The sequence below is a fragment of the Streptomyces sp. NPDC057877 genome, assembly GCF_042796855.1.
Lineage (GTDB): Bacteria > Actinomycetota > Actinomycetes > Streptomycetales > Streptomycetaceae > Streptomyces.
This window is the reverse complement of the sequence record NZ_JBHVMS010000007.1, coordinates 481,305-504,396: the sequence shown is the minus strand read 5'-3', so window position 1 is coordinate 504,396 and position 23,092 is coordinate 481,305. Positions and strand designations below refer to the sequence as shown.

General features: G+C 72.3%; 20 protein-coding genes and 1 riboswitch. Of the genes, 8 read left to right on the top strand and 12 right to left on the bottom strand.

Translation table 11 applies throughout. The annotated features are described in order from the left end of the window. Position 1: 1 nt before the first annotated feature. Entirely contained in the window at positions 2-1,363 is a 1,362-nt protein-coding gene (locus ACFVQG_RS23850) for a peptidase C39 family protein (RefSeq protein ID WP_383386860.1), read from the bottom strand. A gap of 181 nt (positions 1,364-1,544) precedes the next feature. Here ACFVQG_RS23850 and ACFVQG_RS23845 point away from each other — a divergent pair, with 181 nt between their 5' ends. After that, positions 1,545-2,180 carry a uridine kinase gene (locus ACFVQG_RS23845; protein ID WP_383386857.1) on the top strand — a complete coding sequence of 212 codons (636 nt, stop codon included), beginning with the start codon at positions 1,545-1,547 and terminating at the stop codon, positions 2,178-2,180. A 454-nt stretch (positions 2,181-2,634) separates the two neighbouring features. Beyond that, entirely contained in the window at positions 2,635-4,494 is a 1,860-nt protein-coding gene (locus tag ACFVQG_RS23840; protein WP_383386854.1) for an AAA family ATPase, read from the top strand. Here ACFVQG_RS23840 and ACFVQG_RS23835 read toward each other — a convergent pair. The 9 genes from ACFVQG_RS23835 to ACFVQG_RS23795 all read right to left on the bottom strand — a co-directional run bounded on the left by ACFVQG_RS23835 (position 4,489) and on the right by ACFVQG_RS23795 (position 12,141). Continuing rightward, a complete protein-coding gene (locus ACFVQG_RS23835) occupies positions 4,489-5,532 on the bottom strand; it encodes a hemolysin family protein (RefSeq protein ID WP_383386851.1) in 1,044 nt (347 codons plus the stop codon). The two genes, ACFVQG_RS23840 and ACFVQG_RS23835, sit on opposite strands and share 6 nt — an antisense overlap. Then, entirely contained in the window at positions 5,529-7,022 is a 1,494-nt protein-coding gene (locus tag ACFVQG_RS23830; protein ID WP_383386848.1) for a hemolysin family protein, read from the bottom strand. The genes ACFVQG_RS23835 and ACFVQG_RS23830 overlap by 4 nt, the downstream gene beginning before the upstream one ends. Positions 7,023-7,276: 254 nt before the next feature. Then, the gene (locus ACFVQG_RS23825) at positions 7,277-7,729 is read right to left on the bottom strand and encodes a PH domain-containing protein (protein ID WP_383386845.1); all 453 of its coding nucleotides are present in this window, start codon (positions 7,727-7,729) and stop codon (positions 7,277-7,279) included. 13 nt (positions 7,730-7,742) lie between these two features. Then, entirely contained in the window at positions 7,743-8,591 is an 849-nt protein-coding gene (hisG, locus tag ACFVQG_RS23820; protein WP_383386839.1) for an ATP phosphoribosyltransferase, read from the bottom strand. Positions 8,592-8,642: 51 nt separating this feature from the next. Next, positions 8,643-8,915, bottom strand: a complete 273-nt coding sequence (locus ACFVQG_RS23815; protein WP_383386836.1) for a phosphoribosyl-ATP diphosphatase — start codon at positions 8,913-8,915, stop codon at positions 8,643-8,645. Between the two features lie 34 nt (positions 8,916-8,949). Beyond that, positions 8,950-9,435 (bottom strand): 6,7-dimethyl-8-ribityllumazine synthase, encoded by a 486-nt coding sequence (gene ribH, locus ACFVQG_RS23810; protein ID WP_383386828.1) that lies wholly within the window; start codon positions 9,433-9,435, stop codon positions 8,950-8,952. A gap of 26 nt (positions 9,436-9,461) precedes the next feature. Next, complete coding sequence (locus ACFVQG_RS23805) at positions 9,462-10,781, bottom strand: bifunctional 3,4-dihydroxy-2-butanone-4-phosphate synthase/GTP cyclohydrolase II (RefSeq protein WP_383386826.1); 1,320 nt, start codon at positions 10,779-10,781, stop codon at positions 9,462-9,464. Then, a complete protein-coding gene (locus ACFVQG_RS23800) occupies positions 10,778-11,419 on the bottom strand; it encodes a nicotinamide riboside transporter PnuC (RefSeq protein ID WP_383386822.1) in 642 nt (213 codons plus the stop codon). Before ACFVQG_RS23800 ends, ACFVQG_RS23805 begins: the two co-directional genes overlap by 4 nt. Further along, positions 11,416-12,141, bottom strand: a complete 726-nt coding sequence (locus ACFVQG_RS23795; RefSeq protein ID WP_383386820.1) for a riboflavin synthase — start codon at positions 12,139-12,141, stop codon at positions 11,416-11,418. The genes ACFVQG_RS23800 and ACFVQG_RS23795 overlap by 4 nt, the downstream gene beginning before the upstream one ends. A gap of 148 nt (positions 12,142-12,289) precedes the next feature. After that, positions 12,290-12,420: riboswitch (FMN riboswitch) on the bottom strand. Between the two features lie 190 nt (positions 12,421-12,610). Here ACFVQG_RS23795 and ACFVQG_RS23790 point away from each other — a divergent pair. From ACFVQG_RS23790 to ACFVQG_RS23780, 3 genes are all read left to right on the top strand, one after another. Continuing rightward, on the top strand, positions 12,611-14,944 hold the full coding sequence (locus ACFVQG_RS23790) for a chitinase C-terminal domain-containing protein (RefSeq protein WP_383386817.1): 2,334 nt from the start codon (positions 12,611-12,613) through the stop codon (positions 14,942-14,944). A gap of 97 nt (positions 14,945-15,041) precedes the next feature. Beyond that, positions 15,042-15,935, top strand: a complete 894-nt coding sequence (locus tag ACFVQG_RS23785; RefSeq protein ID WP_383386816.1) for an RNA polymerase sigma-70 factor — start codon at positions 15,042-15,044, stop codon at positions 15,933-15,935. Between the two features lie 92 nt (positions 15,936-16,027). Beyond that, complete coding sequence (locus tag ACFVQG_RS23780) at positions 16,028-16,786, top strand: SDR family oxidoreductase (RefSeq protein WP_383386813.1); 759 nt, start codon at positions 16,028-16,030, stop codon at positions 16,784-16,786. Positions 16,787-16,963: 177 nt separating this feature from the next. Here ACFVQG_RS23780 and ACFVQG_RS23775 read toward each other — a convergent pair whose 3' ends face one another. Beyond that, entirely contained in the window at positions 16,964-18,142 is a 1,179-nt protein-coding gene (locus tag ACFVQG_RS23775; RefSeq protein WP_383386810.1) for an ROK family transcriptional regulator, read from the bottom strand. Positions 18,143-18,269: 127 nt separating this feature from the next. Between ACFVQG_RS23775 and ACFVQG_RS23770 the strand changes: the two genes are divergently transcribed. Next, a complete protein-coding gene (locus ACFVQG_RS23770) occupies positions 18,270-19,481 on the top strand; it encodes an MFS transporter (protein ID WP_383386807.1) in 1,212 nt (403 codons plus the stop codon). 232 nt (positions 19,482-19,713) lie between these two features. Beyond that, positions 19,714-21,105 carry a uracil-xanthine permease family protein gene (locus tag ACFVQG_RS23765; RefSeq protein ID WP_383386804.1) on the top strand — a complete coding sequence of 464 codons (1,392 nt, stop codon included), beginning with the start codon at positions 19,714-19,716 and terminating at the stop codon, positions 21,103-21,105. Here the strand turns inward: ACFVQG_RS23765 and ACFVQG_RS23760 are convergent. After that, positions 21,072-22,226 (bottom strand): glycoside hydrolase family 6 protein, encoded by a 1,155-nt coding sequence (locus tag ACFVQG_RS23760; protein WP_383387088.1) that lies wholly within the window; start codon positions 22,224-22,226, stop codon positions 21,072-21,074. The two genes, ACFVQG_RS23765 and ACFVQG_RS23760, sit on opposite strands and share 34 nt — an antisense overlap. A gap of 173 nt (positions 22,227-22,399) precedes the next feature. On the opposite strand from ACFVQG_RS23760, the gene ACFVQG_RS23755 reads away from it, so the two are divergent. Then, positions 22,400-23,086 carry a DUF5995 family protein gene (locus ACFVQG_RS23755; protein WP_383386801.1) on the top strand — a complete coding sequence of 229 codons (687 nt, stop codon included), beginning with the start codon at positions 22,400-22,402 and terminating at the stop codon, positions 23,084-23,086. Positions 23,087-23,092 lie beyond the last annotated feature (6 nt).

Below are 23,092 nucleotides of genomic sequence, written 5' to 3'. Positions count from 1 at the left end.
CTCAGCACACCCCGACCGCCTGCAGCGCGGCGCGCTGGCGCGCGGTCGGCCGGGCCGGGAAGTACAGGTAGCAGACGCCGCCCGTGCCGGAGACGACCTTGCCGGAGGCGTTGTACCGCTTGGTACGCAGCCAGATGTTCTCCCACTCCCGCCGCCGGTAGACGCGCCGCACCGCCTCGTTGCTCGGCGAGGCCGGGTCGTTGGCGATCACGTCGCCGTCGGCGGTGAAGCCGATCACGGTCATCAGATGGCCGGAGGTGCCGTACCCGGCCCCGGTCAGCTCCTCCTCGCGGAACGACTGGGACGTTATGGCCGGGATGCCCGCCGCGATCAGCGTCTCCAGGTCGGTGAGCGAGCCGAGCCGGGTGACCACGCCCTGGATGCCGTCGAAGGTGGCGGCGTAGGCGGCGTTGAAGGGCCAGTTGCCGCAGCCCGCGTACTGGTAGTCGTAGGTGTACCGGGCCGCGTGGCAGACCTGCGGGTCGGCGAAGGCCGGGTCGACCCAGGACAGCTGCTCGTCGGTGAGACGGCCGCCCCAGTACTCGACGATCATCTGCGAGGAGGTGGGGCTGCACCAGGCCTCGCCACCGTTGTCGTACTCGGGGTACTGGCCGACGTGGGTCTCCTGCGAGTAACGCGGGACGATCAGCTCGCGGGCCAGGCCCGGGGCGGTGGCGGGCACGGTGAAGCGGTCGGGGATGTCGGAGCCCATCGCGCCGAGCCGCCACACGGTCGGGGTGAGCTTGGTGCCGGGCCTGCGGTAGAGGGTGAGCCGCAGCCGGTACGCGGTCAGCCGCAGCCCCGACGCGGCGTCGTCGATGGCGAACGTGTCCGTCCAGATACTGCTCTTGCCGTCGCCCTGGTCGTCCACCGAGGTCCGCCGGATGTCCTCGTCGCCCGCCGCCCAGCGGCCCATGACGTACCAGGGGGTGTCGGTGCCGTCGGAGTAGGTGCCCTTCAGCTCGACCTGGAGCCAGGTGCCGCCGGGGGTGTGGGCGTTCCAGGAGGCGATCACCTCGGTCGAGGGCACCTTGGGCCGGTGCACGGGGGAGGTCCAGGTCGCGTACTCCCAGGCGGCGCCGCGCCCGGTGTGCGGGTCGGTGTAGTCGGCGCTCCCGGCGGGCGTGCCGATCACCAGGCCGGGCCGGGCGCCGCCGACGGCACGGGTGCCGCGCGCCGCACCCGTGCGCCAGTCGGTGTACGACGTCCAGGCGCGGTTGTCGATGGGGCGGGCCGGGGCCTGGGCGGTGCCCGGGGCGTTGCTGGCCGCGTGGGCCACCGCCCCTCCCGCGCCGCTGCCCACCGCGGCGACGACCGCGGCGGCCAGGAGGGTTCTGCGGGACGGCTGTTCGGCTCTGCTCATGGGCGAAAGACCCCCAGGTGTCGAAGTCGGGGCAGGTCAGTGCTTGGATCGTGGGCCAACTATGAACGCTGACCGGGCCGTCCGGCCAGCACTTGGGGCCATGGCGCGTCCACCAATATTGGTCTCGACCAGTGGAGTCACCTGGAGCGCCGCAGCCCAACGGCAGGGGATGATGGAGGGCGTGCCGTCCCCTCGTCGCCTCCTCCGCCCGGCCGGGCTCGCCCCCCTCGCCGACGCCCTGCGCGCCCTGCCGCCGTCCTGCGGCCCGGTCCGGCTGATCGGCGTCGACGGGCACGCGGGGTCGGGCAAGTCCACGTTCGCCGGGCGGCTGTCCGCCGCGCTCGACGACGCCCCGGTGCTGCACCTGGACGACATCGCCAGCCACGCCGAGCTGTTCGAGTGGACCGACCGCCTGCTGGCCCAGGTGATCGAGCCGCTCCGGCGCGGCGAGACGGCGCACTTCACCCCGTACGACTGGCAGGCCCGGTGCTTCGGTCCGCCCCGCGCACTGGAGCCCGCGCCGGTGGTACTCATCGAGGGGGTCGGCGCCGGACGCCGCGTCCTGCGCCCCCATCTGGCCCGGCTGCTCTGGATGGAGCTGCCCCCGGCCGAGTCCTGGCGGCGCGGTCGCTCCCGGGACGGGGCGGAACTGCGGGACTTCTGGGACGGCTGGGTCCGCGCCGAGCGGCGGCACTTCACCGCCGACCCCTCCCGGCCCTTCGCGGACCTGCTGATACGGCAGGAATCAGCGGGATACGAGATGCTGCCGGGGCCCACTGGACAGCCGCGTCACGGACCAGCACATGACGGTCGGTGACCGCCCCGCCGCGATGTGGTGAACCTGTGAAGACCCTTGCTTTCGAACTTGCCCAAGTGCTCCAACTCCGCTTGACCGGGGGGCCGTACAGGACTTACGTTCTCAATGTGCGGCCAATCGCGGTCGCCCCGTACGCGAAGCCCCCGGTTGTTCCCCCGTGACCGGGGGCTTCGTTCTGCCCTCACCCCTTCTTCCCGGGCGCGGTGAGGCGCCTCCCGCTCACCCTCGGTCACCACCCGCATCGCGCCCCATCTGCTCCCACCTCGTCAAACGGCCGCTACGGCACCCTTCGGCGGGCGACAACCCACGGGTACGATGCCCTCGGGTGCGACCTTCCGGACGGCGCTGTCCCGCACGGCCGCAACTCCTGGGCGGGGCACGGCGGTTCGACAAGCGTCCGACGGGCGACGGCCCGGCGGCGAACCAGCGGGGGCACGGTTTGTGGGGGGACGTGATGGACTTCGGCACGCAGGGCCCCGAGGCCCCGGCCGACCTCGCCTGGATACGGGGCGTGGACGCCTACACCATGGGCGCCTATCCGCAGGCGGAGGAGGAGTTCCGCACGGCGGTGCGGCTGGACCCCGGGATGGCGGACGGCTGGCTCGGACTGCACGCGCTGCGCGTCGACACCACGACCGCGCTGCTGCGGATGTTCCGCCACCGCGAACGCTTCGGTGAGCAGCGCGCCCGCCACCGCCGCACCCTGAACTCCTGGTACTGGCTGGGCTGGTGGGTGCAGCCGGTGCTGGAGAGCCCCCGCGATCTGCTGCTCGCGCACGCCTCGCACTGGCTCGACGGCCGCCATGTACCGGAGCTGGACCGGGCGCTCGCCGGACTGCCGCCGGTGGACGACCCGCAGGTCCGCTTCCTGCACGCCTGCCGTGCCTATCTGGTCAAGGACTGGGAGCAGCTGGTCCGGCACACCGACCCGCTCCTGGACGATCAGCTGCTCGGCATCGAGGCCGGGCTGTTCGGCGGCATGGCCCGGGTCCGCCTGGAGATGTACGGGCAGGCCGAGCCCCTGCTGTCCGCCGCGCTGATGCGCTGCCGCAGCGAGCAGCCGCAGCGCAAGGAGCTGCGCTACTGGCTGGCCCGGGCACACGAGGGCACCGGCCGCTCGGCCGCCGCGCTCCCGCTCTACCGGGCGGTGCACCGGGTCGACCCGGCGTTCATGGACACCTCGGCCCGGCTCGCCGCGATCGCCGAGGGCGACGGCTACGACGACTCCGACGGTCTCGCGCTCACCCTCACCGGCGTCGTTCCCGACCTCGACGGCCTCGACGCCACCGACCCGCTTTTCGACGCCGAGGGCCGGGACCTGAAACTCTCCGAGCCCGATCCCCCGCCGCCCGCCGGTCCGCCGCCCTCGGTGAACGACCCGGCCGTGCGCGAGCGCGACGCCGTACCGTCCCAGCCACTGCCCGCCGGGCCCACCGATCCGGCGCTGCTGGCCGAGGCGCTCGCCGAGCTGGAGCGGATGGTCGGCCTTGAGCCGGTGAAACGGCAGGTCAAGGCCCTGTCGGCGCAGTTGAACATGGCGCGGCTGCGGGCCGGGCAGGGCCTGCCGGTGCAGCCGCCCAAGCGGCACTTCGTGTTCTCCGGCCCCTCGGGCACCGGCAAGACCACCGTCGCCCGCATCCTCGGCCGGGTCTTCTACGCCCTCGGGCTGCTCGGCGGCGACCATCTGGTGGAGGCGCAGCGGGCCGACCTGGTGGGCGAGTACCTCGGGCAGACCGCGGTGAAGGCCAACGAGCTGATCGACTCCGCGCTCGGCGGGGTCCTCTTCGTCGACGAGGCCTACTCGCTGTCGAACTCCGGGTACGGCAAGGGCGACGCGTACGGCGACGAGGCGTTGCAGGTGCTGCTGAAGCGGGCCGAGGACAACCGCGACCACCTCGTGGTGATCCTGGCGGGCTACCCCGAGGGCATGGACCGCCTGCTCGCCGCCAACCCCGGACTGTCCTCCCGCTTCACCACCCGCGTGGACTTCCCCTCCTACCGGCCCCTCGAACTCACCTCCATCGGTGAGGTGCTGGCCGCGGAGAACGGCGACGTGTGGGACGAGGAGGCCCTCGACGAGCTGCGTGCCATCGCCGGGCACGTCGTCGACCAGGGGTGGATCGACGAGCTGGGCAACGGACGGTTCCTGCGCACGCTGTACGAGAAAAGCTGCGCGTACCGGGATCTACGGCTGTCCGTCTACCCCGGCACGCTGTCCCGCGACGATCTGTCCACGCTCCGGCTGCCGGACCTCATGCAGGCGTACGGCGAGGTGCTGTCGGGACGGGGACCGCAGGATCCGTCCGCCCTATGACGGCCCCTGGTGCACCGGATCGCGGTGCGCCGGGTCCCGCACCTCCCCCACCAGCAGCTCCAGTACGTCTTCCAGCGCGACCAGCCCCAGCACCCTGCCGGAGGCGTCCGCCACCTGCGCGAGGTGGGTGGCGGCGCCGCGCATCACGGTGAGGGCGTCGTCCAGCGGCAGATCGGACCGCAGGGTCGTCATCGGCCGCCACAGCCGCTGCGGCACCGCCCGCTCGGAGTCCTCCAGGTCGAGTACGTCCTTCACGTGCAGATAGCCCATGAAGGCGCCGCCCCGCGCGGCGACCGGGAAGCGCGAATACCCGGTGCGGGCGGTCAGCCCGACGATCTCGGCCGGGGTGACCGAAGGGCTGACCGTGATCAGGGACTCCCGGCGCAGCAGGACGTCGGTGACCGGGCGGGAACCCAGCTCCAGGGCGTCCTCCAGGCGCTCGGCCTCCTCCGGGTCGAGCAGGCCCGCCTGCCCGGAGTCCTCCACCAGGCGGTTGAGCTGCTCGCTGGTGAAGACGGCCTCCACCTCGTCCTTGGGCTCGACGCGGAACAGCCGGAGCACGCCCCGCGCGCAGGCGCCGAGGGCCACCGTGATCGGTCGGCACAGCCGGGCGAAGGCGACCAGGCCCGGGCTGAGCCACAGCGCGGCCTTCTCGGGGGCGGCCATCGCCAGGTTCTTCGGGACCATCTCGCCGATGACGAGGTGGAAGAAGACAACGGTGGCCAGGGCTATCACATAGCCCAGCGGGTGGATCATGGCGTGCGGCAGGTGGATCCACTCGAAGAACGGTTCCAGCAGGTGCGCCACGGTCGGCTCGGCGACCGCGCCCAGCGTCAGCGAGCACACCGTGATCCCGAACTGGGCCGCCGCCATCATCTGCGGCAGCCGCTCCAGGCCGTACAGCACCTGCCGGGCCCGGGCGGTGCCGAGCGGTTCGATCTGACTGCGCCGGACCGACACCAGCGCGAACTCGGCGCCCACGAAGAAGCCGTTGGCCAGCACGAGCAGCGCGGCGAAGAGGAGCTGGAGCAGGCTCATCGGGCGCCCTCCGGGGCGGGGAGGGCACGGGAGACCGCCGGGTGGGCGGCCGAGGCGGCCACCTCCGTGGCTGCCGGGCCGAGGGACGCCGTCGCCGTCGCCGGTACGGCGACGGCGACGACGGTGGCCTCCGCACCGCGCCCGGCGTACGGACCGGGGTTGCCCGCCGGTACGGGTGCCGGGGCCGCGGCGACCAGGCGGACGCGTTCCGCCCGGTAGTGGCCCACCCGGCGCACGGTGAGGCGCCAGCCGGGCAGCTCCGCCCTGTCGCCCACGGCGGGGATACGGCCGAGGAGGTCGGCGACCAGCCCGGCGACGGTCTCGTACGGCCCCTCGGGCGCGGTGAGGCCGACGCGGGTCAGGGTGTCGACGCGGCAGCTGCCGTCGACGTCCCAGGCGGGGCGGCCGTCCTCCGGCGGGGCGGGGGCGATTTCGGGTGCCTCGTCGAGGACGCTGTCGTGCTCGTCGCGGACCTCGCCGACGATCTCCTCGACGATGTCCTCCAGGGTGACGACCCCGGCCGTGCCGCCGTACTCGTCCACGACGACCGCGATGGGCTGCTCGCTGCGCAGGCGGGCCAGCAGCGGTCGTACCGGCAGGGTCTCGGGGACCAGCAGCGGCGGGCGGGCGATCCGGCCGACGGGGGTGCGCAGCCGGTCGGCGACGGGGACGGCCAGGGCGTCCTTGAGGTGGACCATGCCCACCACCTCGTCGATCCGCTCCCGGTAGACCGGGAAGCGGGACAGGCCGGTGGCGCGGGTCAGGTTGACCACGTCCTCGGCGGTGGCCGAGGACTGGAGCGCGCTGACCTTCACGCGCGGGGTCATGACGGCCTGCGCGGTCAGGTCGCCGAGGGACAGGGTGCGGACGAAGAGGTCCGCGGTGTCCTGCTCCAGGGCTCCCGCGCGGGCCGAGTGCCGGGCCAGGGAGACCAGTTCGCCCGGGGTGCGGGCGGAGGCCAGCTCCTCGGCGGGTTCGAAGCCGAGGGCCCGGACGAGGCGGTTGGCCACGGAGTTCAGCGCGGCGATCACCGGCCTGAACACGCGTGCGAAGACATGTTGGGGACCCGCGACGAAGCGCGCGACCTGGAGGGGGCGGGACACCGCCCAGTTCTTGGGCACGAGTTCGCCGACGACCATCTGCACGGCCGAGGCCAGCAGCATGCCGACGGCCACCGTCACCCCGGGGACCGCGCCCTCGGGGACACCGGCCGCGGTGAAGGGGCCGCGCAGCACCGCGGCGAGCGCGGGCTGGGCGAGCATGCCGACGACCAGGGAGGTGATGGTGATGCCGAGCTGGGTGCCGGAGAGCTGGAAGGACAGCTCCCTGAGCGACTCGACGACCTTGCGGGCGCGTCGGTCGCCGTCGGCCGCGGCCCGCTCGGCGTCCGCGCGCTCGACGGTCACCAGGCCGAACTCGGCGGCCACGAAGAAGCCGTTGGCGAGGATCAGCAGGAACGCGGCTGCCAGGAGCAGCAGGGGGATGATCATGATGCCGCCGCCAGGGGCTGGGCGCGCACGACGCGGGAGCGGTGCGCGCTATGTCGGCCGGGGGCGGCGCAGGTACTACAGGACGATCCGTCCATCGCCGGAGGGGGTCACTCCTCGGGTAGCAGGAACCCCTGTGCGCCGGGCGGCACGACAGGGGCGAGGACACCGGAGCGTGTCCTCGCCACCAGATTAATCAAGACAGGGGCGTGTGCGTCAGGGTGAACACCCGGAGCCGACCCGGGTGTTCCCCTGGGTCAGCCCTGACGTTCCTGGGCCCTGGCCTCGACCAGCGCGCGCAGGGTGTTCGCGTCGGCGATGGCCTGCTGCTTGGCGATGCCCGGCTGGATGCCGATGGCGGCCAGGCTGGTGCCGTCGCTGAGGTCGAGGAAGACCCAGGGGTCGCCGACGCGCAGGTTCACCCGGATGATCTCCGCCCACTCCAGTCGGCGGGTGCTGGCGAAATTGACGACCGTCACGCCGGACTCCTCGGCGACGACCTTCGGCCGGGCCAGGAGGACGACCACGGCCGACAGCAGGGCCCCGGTGAAGATGAAGCTGACACGCTCCCCCGGGCCGAGCCGGTCGAGGAGCAGCGCGACGGCCGCGACGACCGCGAAGATCGCGACGGCCGCGGTGAGCAGGACCACGCGGGTGCGGCCCGGCCGGAAGGTGTGGGGAAGCGGGGGAAGCGGTGCCTGTTCCGACATGGTGCGCCGCCCCTCAGAGCCTGCACGCGTGGATGGCGGTGGTGAGGATGGCGCGGGCGCCGATCTCGTAGAGGTCGTCCATGACGCGCTGGGCGCCCTTGGACGGCACCATGGCGCGGACGGCGACCCAGCCCTCGTTGTGCAGCGGGGAGACGGTCGGGCCCTCCAGGCCGGGGGTGATGGCGACGGCCTGCTCCAGGTGCTCGGCGCGGATGTCGTAGTCCATCATCACGTAGGTCCGGGCCACCAGGACGCCCTGGAGGCGGCGCAGGAACTGCTGGACCTTGGGTTCCTCGGTGTCCGCGCCGGTGCGGCGGATCACCACCGCCTCGGACTTCATGATCGGCTCGCCGATGACCTCCAGGCCCGCGTTGCGCAGCGAGGTGCCGGTCTCGACGACGTCGGCGATGACCTCGGCGACGCCCAGTTCGATGGCGGTCTCCACGGCGCCGTCCAGGTGGACCACGGAGGCGTCGATGCCGCTGTCCGCGAGGTGCTTGGCGACGATGCCCTCGTAGGAGGTGGCGACGGTCAGGCCGTTCAGGTCCTCGACGCCCTTGGCGGTGCCCGGCTTGGTGGCGTACCGGAAGGTGGAGCGGGCGAAGCCGAGCGGCAGGATCACCTCGGCGTTGGCGCCGGAGTCGATCAGCAGGTCACGGCCGGTGATGCCGATGTCGAGGCGGCCGGAGGAGACGTAGATCGCGATGTCGCGGGGGCGGAGGTAGAAGAACTCGACCTCGTTCTCCGGGTCGACGATGCGCAGTTCCTTCGACTCGCGGCGCTGCTGGTAGCCAGCCTCATGCAGCATGTCCGCCGCAGGGCCGGAGAGTGAACCCTTGTTGGGGACGGCGATGCGCAGCATGAGGTCGGCTTCCTTCGTTCGTTCTCTACGGGGGTGGGGGGCGGGTTCGGCTCAGAGGTGGGCGTAGACGTCGTCGAGGGAGATGCCGCGGGCGACCATCATCACCTGGACGTGGTACAGCAGCTGCGAGATCTCCTCGGCGGCGGCGTCCTTGCCCTCGTACTCGGCGGCCATCCAGACCTCGGCGGCCTCCTCGACGACCTTCTTGCCGATGGCGTGGACGCCCTTCCCGACCAGTTCGGCGGTGCGGGAGGTGGCGGGGTCGCCGTGGGTGGCCTTGTGCTGCAGCTCGGCAAAGAGCTGCTCGAACGTCTTATTGGACATGGTGCCGCTCAGCCTATGCCAAGTCCTGGGTTCCTCAGCGCCAGGGTTCAGATACTGAGCGCAGGGTGGCCGCGGTCGCCACGGCGGCCGTCACCGCCTCGTGTCCCTTGTCCTCGCTGGAGCCGGGCAGTCCGGCCCGGTCCAGGGCCTGCTCCTCGGTGTCGCAGGTCAGCACGCCGAAGCCGACGGGGACGCCGGTGTCGACGGAGACCTGGGTGAGGCCCTGGGTGACGCCCTGGCACACGTAGTCGAAGTGGGGGGTGCCGCCGCGGATGACGACGCCGAGGGCGACGACCGCGTCATAGCCGCGGCCCGCGAGGCCCTTGGCGACCACGGGGAGTTCCCAGCTGCCGGGGACCCGCAGCACGGTGGGCTCGTCGATGCCCAGGTCACGCAGGGCGCGCAGGGCGCCGTCCACCAGTCCGTCCATCACCTTTTCGTGCCACTGTGCCGCGATGACGGCGACCCTGAGGTCACCCACATCGCGTACGGACAGCTCCGGTGCGCCCTTGCCGCTCACGTTCTCGTGTCTCCTCGTTCGTTCGCTTACTGGTTGCCGCAGGCGGGCACGGTGGTCGTGTCCAGCCACGGCAGGTCGTGTCCCATCCGGTCCCGCTTGGTACGCAGGTAGCGGAGGTTGTGCTCGCCCGCGGTCACGGGCATCGGCTCGCGGCTCGCGACCTTGATGCCATGCCGGGTGAGGGCGTCGCTCTTGTCGGGGTTGTTGGTCAGCAGGCGCACGCTGCGCACGCCGAGGTCCTCAAGGATCTGGGCGCCCGCGCCGTAGTCCCGGGCGTCGGCGGGCAGGCCGAGTTCCAGGTTGGCGTCCAGGGTGTCGCGTCCGCGTTCCTGGAGTTCGTAGGCGCGCAGCTTGGACAGCAGGCCGATGCCGCGGCCCTCGTGGCCGCGCAGATAGACGACCACTCCGCGGCCCTCGGCCTGGATCCGGGCCAGCGCGGTGTCGAGCTGGGGGCCGCAGTCGCAGCGCAGGGAGCCGAAGACATCGCCGGTGAGGCACTCGGAGTGGACGCGGACGACGATGTCCTCGCCGTCACCGAGGTCGCCGTGGACCAGGGCGACGTGTTCGACGCCGTCGAAGGTGGAGCGGTAGCCGTACGCGGTGAAGGTGCCGTGCCGGGTGGGCAGGTGGACCTCGGCCTCGCGGCGGACCGTGGGCTCGGACGGGGATCCCCCCTGCTCGAGCGGAGTCGAGAGCTTGGGGGAGCGGCGGTAGGCGATCAGGTCCTCGATCGAGATGATCGACAGGCCGTGCTTGCGGGCGAACGGGATCAGCTCGGGCAGCCGCAGCATCCGGCCGTCCTCACCGGCGATCTCGACGATGGCACCGGCCGGGCGGAGCCCCGCGAGGCGCGCGAGGTCGACGGCGGCCTCGGTGTGGCCGTTGCGGACGAGGACGCCGCCGGGCTTGGCGCGCAGCGGGAAGACATGGCCGGGGCGGACCAGGTCGTCGGGCTCGGCGGTGCCGCTGGCCAGCAGCTGGAGCGTGGTCGCCCGGTCGGATGCCGAGATGCCGGTGGTCACGCCGTGCGCGCCGGAGGCGTCCACGGAGACGGTGAACGCGGTCTTCATCGACTCGGTGTTGTCGTCGACCATCTGCGGGAGCCGGAGCCGGTCCAGTTCGGCGCCCTCCATGGGGGCGCAGATCAGACCGCGGCACTCGCTCATCATGAAGGCGACGATCTCGGGGGTCGCCTTCTCGGCGGCGATGACGAGGTCGCCCTCGTTCTCCCGGTCCTCGTCGTCGACGACCACGACCGGGCGACCGGCCGCGATGTCGGCGATGGCCTGCTCGACCGGGTCGAGGACGAGATCCTCGGCGCTGTACAGGACGGGTGCCGCACTCATGCGCGGGCTCCTTCCGGGACGGGCCGCGCGACCGTGCGGGAGCGCAGCCACCAGTCGCGCAGGCCCCACAGGACGAGCGCGCCGTAGATGACGTAGACGAAGCCGGAGAAGGCGTAGCCGTTGGCGAAGTTGAGGGGGACGCCGACGAGGTCGACGAGCAGCCAGGCGAACCAGAACTCGACCATGCCGCGGGCCTGCGCGTACATGGCGACGATCGTGCCGACGAAGATGTAGGCGTCCGGCCAGGGGTCCCAGGACAGGCTCGGGTAGGCCTTGAACAGCAGCGCCACGGCGATGGTGCCGACGGCTGCGGCCACGGCCATCGCGCCGCGCTCGGTCCAGGTGGCGAAGCGGACGGAGATGTGGCCGTCGGAGGCCCTGTCCTGACCGCGGTTCCACTGCCACCAGCCGTACAGCGCGACGGCCATGACGACGGCCTGCTTGCCCGCGCTGCCGGTCAGATGGCCGAAGAAGGCGCCGAAGAGGATGAGCCCGGCGAGGAACTGCACCGGCCAGGTCCACAGGGAACGCTTCCAGCCGAGGGCGAGGGCTATCAGGCCGAGGGTGTTGCCGATCATGTCCGACCAGAGGATGTGCTGGTCGAAGAGGACGAAGGCCTCGGAGTTCAGCGAGTTCACCGGGTCGCCCCCTCGCCCGCCGTGTCCTGACCGTCCGCGCCCTGGCCCGCCGTGTCCTGGCCGTCCGCGCCCTGGCCCGCCGTGTCCTGACCGTCCGCGCCCTCGCCCGCCGTCTTCCGGCCGTCCGCTCCCCGCTCCGCCCCGAGCAGCCGCTCGACGTACTTGGCGATGATGTCCACCTCGAGGTTGACCGGGGCGCCGGGCTGCTTGTGGCCGAGCGTGGTCAGGTCGAGGGTGGTGGGGATCAGGCTGACGGTGAAGTGGTCGGCACCGGCCTCGACGACGGTCAGGCTGATGCCGTCGACGGTGATGGAGCCCTTCTCGACGACGTACCGGGCGAGGTCGGCCGGGAGGGAGATCTTCACGATCTCCCAGTGCTCGGAGGGGGTGCGCTCCAGGACCGTGCCGGTGCCGTCGACGTGACCCTGCACGATGTGGCCGCCGAGGCGGGCGCCGACGGCGGTGGGGCGTTCGAGGTTGACCCGGGAGCCGACGGTGAGGGCGCCCAGGCTGGAGCGCTTGAGGGTCTCGGCCATGACGTCGGCGGTGAACTCGTCGCCCTCGTGGTCGACGACCGTGAGACAGACGCCGTTGACGGCGATGGAGTCGCCGTGCTTCGCGCCCTCGGTCACGACGGGGCCGCGCAGCCGGAAGCGGGAGGCGTCGCCGAGGTTCTCGACGGCGGTGATCTCGCCCAGCTCTTCGACGATTCCGGTGAACACTTCCCGGGTCCTCCTGCCTCTTCGGGCACGGACTCCGGGGCCTGTCGATGACGACAGAGAACACGAACGAGAAAACGAGGAGCGACGCCGGATGACGGCCCGCCCGAGGACGGACCCACGATCGGCGGCGCGCACGCATGCCCGCCCGCCGCGCACTGCCTCCCATCCGGACTTTAACCGTCGGTCCAGGAATTTCACCTGGTCAACCGGCCGCTGGAGGCGACCGGGTCGCGGACTGTAACCGCCGGTTCGGACTTTCACCGACCCCGGAGTGCGCTGCTGTTGGTACAGGGCCAGTGTGCCACGCCCGGTCGACGTCCATGCATGCGCATCGTGTGGGCTGCCTCACAGACGGTGGCCCCGGCTCCACGGGGCCGCGGCCCGCCGTGGGCGAATTGGTCCATACCTATTGACGTATTGGTCTAGTCCTCCCTACGGTCTGGCCCAACTTCCGTGGAGAGGAACCGCCTTGTTGTCTCCCTCGCGCAATCGACAGAGACCCGCCCTGCTCGCCGTCGCCGGGGCCGCGGTGGGCCTCGTGGTCGCGGGTCTCCTCCCGGCGACGGTCTCGCACGCCGCCGACCAGGAGTCCTGCCGCCCCGACGGCCTCTACGCCACCCCGGGCGTCGACGTCCCGTACTGCTCGGTCTACGACGCGGCGGGCCGCGAGAAGATGGGCGCCGACCACCAGCGCCGGGTGATCGGCTACTTCACCGGCTGGCGCACCGGCAAGGACGGCACGCCCGCCTATCTGGCCTCCGACATCCCGTGGGACAAGATCACCCACATCAACTACGCGTTCGCGCACGTCGACGGCGGCAACAAGATCTCGGTCGGCGCGGACGGCCCCGCCAACGCGGCGACCGGAATGACCTGGCCGGGGGTGAGCGGCGCGGAAATGGACGCCACGCTCCCCTACAAGGGCCACTTCAATCTGCTCAACAAGTTCAAGAAACAGCACCCCGACGTCAAGACGCTGATCTCGGTCGGCGGCTGGGCCGAGACCGGCGGCTATTTCGACGACAGCGGACAGCGCGTCGACTCGGGCGGCTTCTACTCGATGGCCACGAACGCCGACGGCTCGGTCAACCAGTCCGGCATCGACACCTTCGCCGACTCGGCGGTCCAGTTCCTCAGGAAGTACGGCTTCAACGGCGTCGACATCGACTACGAGTACCCGACGTCCATGAAGGACGCGGGCAACCCGCTCGACTACTCGATCTCCAACGCGCGCCGGGCGGGCCTGGTCAAGGGCTATGCCGCCCTGATGAAGACCCTGCGCGAGAAACTCGACCGCGCGGGCGCGGCGGACGGACGGCACTATCTGCTGACGGTCGCGGCGCCGTCCTCCGGATATCTGCTGCGCGGCATGGAGACGTTCCAGGTCCAGAAGTACCTGGACTACGTCAACATCATGTCCTACGACCTGCACGGCGCCTGGAACGAGTACGTCGGTCCGAACGCGTCCCTCTTCGACGACGGAAAGGACGCCGAACTCGCCGCCGCGGGGGTGTATTCGACCTCCCAGTACGGCGGAATCGGCTATCTCAACACCGACTGGGCGTACCACTACTTCCGCGGCTCGATGCCCGCGGGCCGGATCAATATCGGGCTCCCCTATTACACCCGGGGATTCAAGAACGTCACCGGCGGCACGGACGGTCTGTGGGGCAAGGCGCCGTCCACCAACTGCCCGGCCGGGGCCGGGCTGACCAAGTGCGGCGACGGCGCCACCGGCATCGACAACCTCTGGCACGACCTGGACACCAACGGCAAGGAGTCCCCGGCCGGTTCCAACCCGATGTGGCACGCCAAGAATCTGGAGAAGGGCGTCGTCGGCGACTACGTCACCCGGTACGGCTTCCCGGCCGACACCCGGCTGACCGGCACCTACGCCCGCAAGTACGACTCGACGCTGGTCGCGCCCTGGCTGTGGAACGCCGAGAAGAAGGTGTTCCTGTCCACCGAGGACGAGCAGTCGGTGAAGGCCAAGGCGGACTACGTCGTGGACCGCGGCATCGGCGGCACGATGGTGTGGGAGCTGGCGGGCGACTACGCCTGGAACGCGGCCAAGGGCCAGTACGAGCAGGGCTCGACGCTGACGACCGCGATGTACGAGAAGTTCAGGTCGGCCACGCCCTACGGCGCCCGGCGCGCGACGATCGACATGCCGACCGAGGCGCTGGACGTCGACGTGCAGTTCGGTCAGTTCCCGCTCGGCGACTCCAACTACCCGATCAGCCCCAAGCTGAAGATCACCAACAACACCTCGGCGACCCTGCCGGGCGGCACCGAGTTCCGGTTCGACTACGCCACCTCGGCGCCCGGGAACGCCAAGGACCAGTCCGGGTGGGGCACTTCGGTGATCCGCAGTGACCACACCGGCGCCAACGTCGGCGGCCTCAAGGGCGCCTACCACCGGGTCTCGCTGAAGCTGCCGGGCTGGCAGTCGCTGGCGCCGGGGGCGTCGGTGGAGCTGGACTTCGTGTACTACCTGCCGGTGTCCACGCCGTCCAACTGGACGGTGACCTTCGGCGGGAAGACCTACGCCCTGGCCGGGGACCTGGCGCGCGGCACCACCGTGGTGAACCCGGGCACGGGCACCACGCCCACCCCGACGCCGACCCCGACCGATCCGGGCGGCCCGTGCACGGCACCGGCGTGGAGCACGGACACGGCGTACGGCGGTGGCAGCACGGTGTCGCACAAGGGCCACGACTGGAAGGCCAAGTGGTGGACGAAGGGCGAGGAGCCCGGCACCACCGGCGAATGGGGGGTCTGGCAGGACCTCGGCGCCTGCTGACCCCGGCGCGGACCGGCCCGGCGGCGGTGACGACGGCCCTTGCCCGCCGCCGGGCCTCACCATGACCGCTCAGAGGGCTTCTGGCAGGCTGAGAGGCATGACGACCGCCGCCGCATCCGCCGCCGAGTTCGAGCTTCACCGTCGTCGGCTGTTCGGGCTCGCCTACCAGATGCTGGGCTCGGCCGACGAAGCCGAGGACGTGGTCCAGGACACCTATCTCCGGTTCAGCGGTGCCGACCGCGAGCGCATCGAGCATCCGGCGGCCTGGCTGGCCAAGGTCGCCACCAACCTCTGCCTCACCCGGCTGACCTCGGCCCGGGCCCGGCGCGAGCAGTACGTCGGGTCCTGGCTGCCGGAGCCGGTGGTCACCTCCGACGGCACCCTCGGCCCGCTGGAGTCGGCGGAGCAGCGCGAGGCGGTGTCGCTGGCGATGCTGGTGCTGCTGGAGCGGCTGACCCCGGCCGAGCGCGCGGTGTACGTGCTGCGGGAGGCCTTCGGGTACGGGCATCGCGAGATCGCCGAGGTGCTGGAGCTGAGCGAGGCCAACTGCCGTCAGCTCTACCGGCGTGCGGTGCGGCGGGTCTCCACCGAGGAGAACCGGTTCGAGCCGCCGCCGGAGCGGCAGGAGGAGTTGGTCAGGTCCTTCATGACCGCGGCGCGCGACGGCGACCTCGCCGGACTGGAGAAGCTGCTCGTGGACGACGCGACCTGGTGGACCGACAGCGGCGGCCGGGTCCGCGCCGCGCGTCGGGTGATCGAGGGCAGCGCGAAGATCGTGCGCTTCCTCCAGGGGGTGCTGCCGAAGTACGCGGTCGGCATGGAGTACCGGATGGCCGAGATCAACGGCGCCATGGCCCTGGCCGGGTGGACGGGCGACGAGCTGACGATCGTGATGTCCTTCGAGCTGCGTGACGGGCGGATCGCGCAGGTACACAGCGTGATGAACCCGGACAAGCTGGGCTTCGTACGGCGTCAGCTCCTGAGCGCGTAGGCCCCGCTGTCACATCCACCGGGGCTACGCGGTCTCAGCTGGCGCAAGGCGCTCCGGCTGGAGCGCGCGGTGTCCGGAAGGGGCTGAACAGCATGACCACGATCCTGGTGACCGGCGGTACCGGAACCCTCGGCCGACATGTCACCGAGCGGCTGCGGGCGGAGGGCCACGAGGTACGGGTGCTCAGCCGGAGCGCCCAGCCCTACGCCGTCGATCTGAGCGAGGGCGGCGGCGGTCTGGACGCGGCCGTCGAGGGTGTGGACACGGTCGTGCACTGCGCCAGTTCGCCGGGGCGCGGGGACGACGAGCGGGCGGCGGCGCATCTCATCACGGCGGCGCGGCGGGCCGGGGCCGGTCATCTGGTCTACATCTCCATCGTCGGCGTCGACCGGGTGCCGTTCGGCTACTACAAGAGCAAGCTCGCGACGGAGAAGGTGATCGAGGAGTCGGGGCTCGGCTGGACCGTGCTGCGGGCGACCCAGTTCCACGACCTGCTGGCGCGGGTCTTCGGGGCGCTGGCCAAGTCCCCCGTACTGCCGATGCCCGCGGGCATCAGCGACCAGCCCGTCGACGTGACCGAGGTCGCCGCCCGCCTGGCGGAACTGGCCACGTCCGCCCCGGCCGGGCGCGTCGACGACATGGGCGGCCCGGAGGTGCGCACGTTGGACTCCCTGGCCCGCTCCTACCTACGGGCCACAGCCCGCCGTCGGCCCCTGCTCCCCGTCCCGCTGGCGGGCGCGACCTACCGCGCCTTCCGCGCGGGGGGCCACCTCACACCCGGGCACGCGACGGGCAAGGTCACCTTCGAGGAGTACCTGACCGGGCGCTTCGGACGCCGACCCCGCGACTGAAGCCCGCGGTCACCGACCCCGCGGCCGAAGCCCTCGGTCACCGACCCCGCGGCCGAAGCCCTCGGTCACCGACCCCGCGGCCGAAGCCCTCGGTCACCGACCTCGCGACCGAAGCCCTCGGTCACCAATCCCGCGGCCGAAACGCCCGGTCACCAATCCCGCGGCCGAAACGCCCGGTCACCGGTCCCGCGGCGCGAACAGCTCGTCCTGTGCCCGGTCCCGGGCCGTCAGCAGTGCCCCCCGCAGCACCCCCGCGCCTCCCAGCGTCGCGGCGCGGACCTCGGTGGGCAGGGGTGACATCCGGCGGACGCGGTCCTCGACGCGGGCCGCGAGCGCGCCGCCCCCGGCCTGGCCGACCTCGCCGCCGAGGACCACGCAGCCGGGGTCCAGTACGGCGGCGACGGAGGCGACGCCGATGGCGAGGCGGTCGGCGAGGGCGTCGAGGAAGGCACCGGCACCGGCCGTGACGGCGTCGCGCACCACGCCCGCCGCGGGCGGCTCGCCCCCCGGCTCCGGCACGGTCAGGCCGTACTGCTCCGCCAGCGCGACGATCGCCGCCGAACCCGCCAGGGAGTGGAAGCCGCCCCCGCAGTCGGTCGCCGCGGGCAGGCCGGTGGTGCCGGGGACGGGGAGGAAGCCGATCTCGCCGGTGCCGCCGGAGGCGCCGCGGCGCAGGGTGCCGTCGAGGACGACGGCGGCGCCGGTGCCGTGGCCGAGCCAGAGCAGCACGAAGGTGTCCCGGTCCCGGGCGGCGCCGTCGCGCTGTTCGGCGAGGGCGGCGAGGTTGGTCTCGTTCTCGACGATGACGCGGGTCTCGGGCAGCCGTTCCTGAAGGGCGGCGACCAGGCGGCGGTGCCACTCGGGCAGGCTCACGGAGTCCCGCAGCTCCCCGCTGGCCGGGTCGATCAGGCCGGGCGCGCCGATCCCGACGGTGTGCAGCCCGTCCGCCCCCGCCTCCTTCGCGACCCGCTCGACGAGCGCGACCGACTGCTCCACGGCGGCCCCGGTGCCCGAGGCGGCGTCGATCGGCAGGGCCGCCTCGGCGAGCACCCGCCCGAGCAGATCGGCGACGACCACGGCGACGCCCTCGGTGCGCACGTCGAGCGCGGCGAGGTGGGCGCGCTCGGCGACGATGCCGTAGAGCTTGGCGTTGGGGCCGCGGCGCTGCTCCCCCGCCTCCCCGACGACCGCGACCAGACCGGCCGCGGTGAGGCGTTCGACGAGGTCGGCGACGGAAGGCCGGGACAGGCCGGTCAGCTGCTTCAGCTGCCCCGCCGTCAACGGGCCCTCGCGCTGGAGCAGATCCAGCGCGAGCCGGTCGTTGATGGCCCGGGCGGTGCTCGGGGATGCGGGCATGCCGGGATCCTCCCAGATGGGCGGCGCTACGGAGCCGGACGCACTCGATAATATCTATCTATCAGGCAGGCTCCCTGATAGTTTACGCGACGGCAGCACGGGACGGAGCGACCGAAGGGGCGGGACAATGAGCGCAGTGGTCTACGAGCAACGCGAGGTGAGGCGCGCCCGGTACGCCGTGGCCGCGGTGTTCGCCGTACACGGGGCCGTCACCGGCTCGTTCGCCACCCGGGTGCCGTGGATCCAGGACCACGCGGACGTGAGCGCCGGTCAGCTGGGCCTCGCGCTGGCCTTCCCCGCCCTCGGCGCGTCGCTGGCGATGCCGCTCGCGGGCCGGGTCAGCCACCACCTCGGCGCCCGCACCGCCCTGCGCGCGCTCCTCGCGCTGTGGACCCTCGCGCTCATTCTGCCGTCCCTCGCGCCCAATCTGCTGACGCTCTGTCTCGCCCTGTTCGTCTTCGGCGCGACGGCCGGTATGTCGGACGTCGCGATGAACGCCCTCGGCGTCGAGGTCGAGAACCGCATGGGCAAGTCGATCATGTCCGGGCTGCACGGCATGTGGAGCGCGGGCGCGCTGGTCGGCTCGGCGGGCGGCACCCTCGCCGCGCACCTGGGCGCGGACGCCCGGCTGCACCACGCGCTGGCGGCGGCCGTCCTCACGGTCACGGGCCTGGTGGTCTGCGCCTGGGTGCTGGACCTCCAGCCCGCCGAGGACGAGGAGCCGCCGCCGCGGTTCGCGCTGCCGCCCAGGTCGGCGCTGCTGATCGGCGCGGTCGGGTTCTGCGCGGTGTTCGCGGAGGGCGCGAGCCTGGACTGGTCGGCGGTCTATCTCCGCGACGAGCTGGAGACCTCGGCGGGTCTCGCCGCCGCCTGCACCACCGGCTTCACTCTCACCATGGCGATCGCCCGGATCGCCGGGGACCGGATCGTGGACCGCTTCGGCTCGGTGCGCACGGTCCGCTACGGCGGAGTCCTCGCCGTCCTCGGCGGGCTGCTGATCGTCTTCGGGGAGCATCCGGCGGTCGCCATGACCGGCTTCGGCCTGATGGGTCTCGGCATCGCGGTCGTCGTCCCGCTCTGCTTCGCGGCGGCGGGCCGCAGCGGGCCCAACCCCAGCCAGGCCATCGCGGGCGTCGCCACCATCACCTACACCTCCGGCCTGGTCGCCCCGAGCGCGATCGGCACCCTGGCCCAACTCACCAGCCTGGTCGTGTCGTTCGCGCTCGTGACGGTGCTGTCCTGCGGGCTGGCCGCCTTCGCGGGCGTGCTGCGCGGCGCCGACCGCGACCGGCCGAAGATCAGCGCGCCGAGCGCCCCCGTCGTCGAGCAGCACCGCTGAGGAAGGACCGGCCGACGACCCACGACCCCGGACATCAGCACCGCTGATCCCGGAACGGCCCGAGTCCACCGGCCCCGGACGCCCACGGCACCACTGATCCGGGACCCACCCAAGACCACCGGCCCCGAACATCCACAGCCCCGCTTCGGGGCCGGTCCAGCACACCCGTCCGCACCCCCCACAATGGTCCGGAACGTTTCACCTGTGAAGCACGGCAAGAAAGCGAACCACCATGGACCTCGGCGTGCGCTGGAAGCTGCACGGTGACGGGCGCACGCCCGCCCCCGGAGCGGTCGTCCGTCCCGAAGAACGGCTCTCCTGGCCCCGCACGGCCGGGCTCGGCGCCCAGCATGTCGTCGCGATGTTCGGCGCGTCCTTCGTCGCGCCGGTCCTGATGGGCCTGGATCCCAACCTGGCCATCATGATGTCGGGCGTCGCGACGATCATCTTCCTGCTCGCCACCCGCGGCCGGGTGCCCAGCTACCTCGGCTGCTCGCTGTCCTTCGTGGGCGTGGCCGCGGTGATCCGCGCCGACGGCGGCTCCAGCGCCACCGTCACCGGCGCCGTCCTCGTCGTCGGCGTCGCGCTCTTCCTCGTCGGACTGGCTGTCCAACGATTCGGTGCGCGGATCATCCACGCCACGATGCCGCCCATCGTCACCGGCGCGGTGGTGATGCTGATCGGCTTCAACCTCGCGCCGGTCACGGCGGCCACGTACTGGCCGCAGGACCAGTGGACGGCCCTGCTGGTGATGCTGTTCACCGGCCTCGCCGTGGTCTGTCTGCGCGGCTTCTGGTCCCGTATCGCGATCTTCCTCGGTCTGGTCTTCGGCTACGGCGTCTCCTGGGCCTTCGACCGGATCTTCGGGCGGATCCACTCGGCCGACGCGAGCGGCAAGGTCACCGACCACTGGCGGCTGGACTTCTCCGCCGTGGGACAGGCCGACTGGATCGGGCTGCCCACCTTCCACGGCCCCTCCTTCGAGTGGTCGGCGATCCTGGTCGCGCTGCCCGTGGTGATCGCCCTGGTCGCGGAGAACGCCGGACACGTCAAGGCGGTCGGCGAGATGACCGGCGACAAGCTGGACGACAAGCTCGGTACGGCCATCTCCGCGGACGGCGTCGGCTCCGTGCTGTCCACCGCGGTCGGCGGCCCGCCCACCACCACCTACTCCGAGAACATCGGCGTGATGGCCGCGACCCGCGTGTACTCCACGGCCGCCTACTGGGCAGCCGCCGCCTTCGCCCTGCTGTTCGGCCTGTGCCCCAAGTTCGGCGCGGTCGTGGCGGCCATCCCGGGCGGCGTCCTCGGCGGCATCACCGTCATCCTGTACGGCATGATCGGCCTGCTCGGCGCGCAGATCTGGATCAACTCCAAGGTGGACCTGCGCAATCCACTCAACCTGGTCCCGGCCGCCGCGGGCATCATCATCGGCGTCGGCAACGTCTCCATGGAGATCACCGACACCTTCTCCCTCAGCGGCATCGCCCTGGGCACCCTGGTCGTCATCACCGGCTACCACGCGCTGCGCGCCTTCGCCCCCGCCCACCTCAAGACGCAGGAACCGCTCCTGGACGAGGGCACGTCCAGCTACGACGAGGACGCGCCGCGCGCCAAGTCGTAGGCGTAGGACGGGCTGAACGTGCCGGGCTCGCCCTTGCAGCCGTCGGACTCACCCGGCAGCTTCACCCACAGGTAGGCGTCGATCCGGTCCTCGCCGGTGTCCAGGGTCGGGGCCCGGCCCACCGCGCGGCCCCCGGGGTCGCACCACTCGCCGTCGGACGGGGCGCCGTTGCCGTTGCGGCTGGTGTCGATGACGGCGCCGAGGGAGGCGGGGCCGCCGAGGGCGTCGAGGACCTGACGGTCGTAGGCGACCTCCTCGGCCGTGGTGTGGAAGTTGGAGACGTTGCTGAAGATCCCGTCGGAGGAGTCGGCCGAGGCGGCGCCCGCCTGTCGTAGCAGCGCCGCCTGCTGGCCCGCGGGGTGCCAGCCGGAGTGGCCCGCATCGTAGTAGACGCGGGCCCTGGGGTTGGCGGCCTTGAGCACCCGGCCCGCGCGGGCCAGCGAGGCGAACCGGTCGGCGCGCTCCCGGGCGGACAGGCAGTCGACCTGGGCGACGGAGTCCGGCTCGAGTATGACGATGACCTCGCCGGAGCCGAGCCCGGCCGCGAAGGCGTCGATCCAGTCGTCGTAGGCCGCCAGATCCGGCGCGCCGCCCTCCGAGTGGCCGCCGCAGTCGCGGTCCGGGATCGCGTACGGCACGACCACGGGCACCCGGCCCGTGGCGGCGCCGCCCGCGGTGACGGCGGCGACCCGGGCGGTGACGGTCGCGGGGCCGTAGTCCGCGAACCACACGGCGGCGGGCCGGTCGGCGATCCGCGACCGGATGACCTCGTGGCGCGGGTCCTCGACGTTGCCGCGCACCCACTCCATCACCTGGGAGTCGGGGTGGCGGTAGAGCCGGGGGGAGCCGGTGGCGCGGGGCGCCGGGGGCGCGGTCGTCGGCGGAGCGCTGGACGGGCGGGGCGAGGGCAGCGCGGCGCCGGACGTCTCGGACGCCTCGGACGCCGAGGGAGAAGGGGTCGGGGACGGCGGGGCCGACCGGGGGACGGGCAGCCGGTCCGGGCGCGGTACGACGGTCGCCCTGAGCCGCGCGGCCTCGTCGGCGCCGCCTCCGTCGTCCAGCGCCGACAGCGTCCCGGTCACGGTCCCCGCCGCGACCACCACCGACGCCACGGCCAGCATCACGCCACGCCGGACGGCCCGTCTGCGCTCGGCCCTGCGCTCGGCGAGGCGCCGGGCACGCAAGCCTGACACGGTACTGTTCCCCCTCCCGCGCGACGGGTGCGTTACCCCGTTCTGGGGAAGCGTCGGGCCCGCCGGCACATCGCACAGCCTAGGGCTGGGACGCTGCCCCCATGGCGCAGTTGGAACACCTCAGCACCCCCGTCGACGCGGTCGTCTCCCGGATGCGTGCCCTGGACACGGACCTGCCCGCGCGGGACGGCGTCGCGGTCTTCAACCGCGTCTACCTGACCGTCACCGAGGAGATCGACCGGCGGCCCGGCACCGGCCGGTTCCGGGACCCGGGAGCGGCGAGCACGCTGGACGCGCTGTTCGCGGAGCGCTATCTCTCGGCCGTCGACGCGGTCGCGGACGGGCGCCGTCCCCCGGCCTGCTGGCGGCCGTTGTTCCAGTTCCGCCGCCATCCCGGCGTACGACCGCTGCAGTTCGCGCTCGCGGGCGTCAACGCGCACATCGGCCACGACCTGGCGCTCGCCGTGGTGGACGCCTGTCGTACGTGGGACTGCGAACCCGCCGAGCTGGAGGGCGAGTTCGACCGCGTGGGCGATCTCCTCACGGCGCTGGAGGAGCGGGTCCGCGAAGATCTGATGCCGGGTCCCGACCTGCTCCGGATCGCCGACCCGCTCACGCATCTGCTCGGCGCCTGGAGCCTGGAGCGGGCCCGCGACGCCACCTGGGCGGCGGCGCGGGCGCTGTGGGCACTGCGCCGACTGCCCGATCTCACGCGGGAGTTCACCGACCGCCTGGACGCGGCGGTCGGTTTCGCGGGCCGCATGATGCTCACCCCGCTGCCGGACTGAGCGTCC

Coding starts and splice junctions, on each gene's coding strand:
- ACFVQG_RS23760 (WP_383387088.1), bottom strand. CDS start 22,226: ATGCTGGCCGTGGCGTCGGTGGTGGTCGCGGCGGGGACCGTGACCGGG.
- ACFVQG_RS23825 (WP_383386845.1), bottom strand. CDS start 7,729: ATGTCGGAACAGGCACCGCTTCCCCCGCTTCCCCACACCTTCCGGCCG.
- ACFVQG_RS23815 (WP_383386836.1), bottom strand. CDS start 8,915: ATGTCCAATAAGACGTTCGAGCAGCTCTTTGCCGAGCTGCAGCACAAG.
- ACFVQG_RS23785 (WP_383386816.1), top strand. CDS start 15,042: ATGACGACCGCCGCCGCATCCGCCGCCGAGTTCGAGCTTCACCGTCGT.
- ACFVQG_RS23770 (WP_383386807.1), top strand. CDS start 18,270: ATGAGCGCAGTGGTCTACGAGCAACGCGAGGTGAGGCGCGCCCGGTAC.
- ACFVQG_RS23835 (WP_383386851.1), bottom strand. CDS start 5,532: ATGAGCCTGCTCCAGCTCCTCTTCGCCGCGCTGCTCGTGCTGGCCAAC.
- ACFVQG_RS23780 (WP_383386813.1), top strand. CDS start 16,028: ATGACCACGATCCTGGTGACCGGCGGTACCGGAACCCTCGGCCGACAT.
- hisG (WP_383386839.1), bottom strand. CDS start 8,591: ATGCTGCGCATCGCCGTCCCCAACAAGGGTTCACTCTCCGGCCCTGCG.
- ACFVQG_RS23775 (WP_383386810.1), bottom strand. CDS start 18,142: ATGCCCGCATCCCCGAGCACCGCCCGGGCCATCAACGACCGGCTCGCG.
- ACFVQG_RS23830 (WP_383386848.1), bottom strand. CDS start 7,022: ATGATCATCCCCCTGCTGCTCCTGGCAGCCGCGTTCCTGCTGATCCTC.
- ACFVQG_RS23755 (WP_383386801.1), top strand. CDS start 22,400: ATGGCGCAGTTGGAACACCTCAGCACCCCCGTCGACGCGGTCGTCTCC.
- ACFVQG_RS23765 (WP_383386804.1), top strand. CDS start 19,714: ATGGACCTCGGCGTGCGCTGGAAGCTGCACGGTGACGGGCGCACGCCC.
- ACFVQG_RS23850 (WP_383386860.1), bottom strand. CDS start 1,363: ATGAGCAGAGCCGAACAGCCGTCCCGCAGAACCCTCCTGGCCGCCGCG.
- ACFVQG_RS23840 (WP_383386854.1), top strand. CDS start 2,635: ATGGACTTCGGCACGCAGGGCCCCGAGGCCCCGGCCGACCTCGCCTGG.
- ACFVQG_RS23805 (WP_383386826.1), bottom strand. CDS start 10,781: ATGAGTGCGGCACCCGTCCTGTACAGCGCCGAGGATCTCGTCCTCGAC.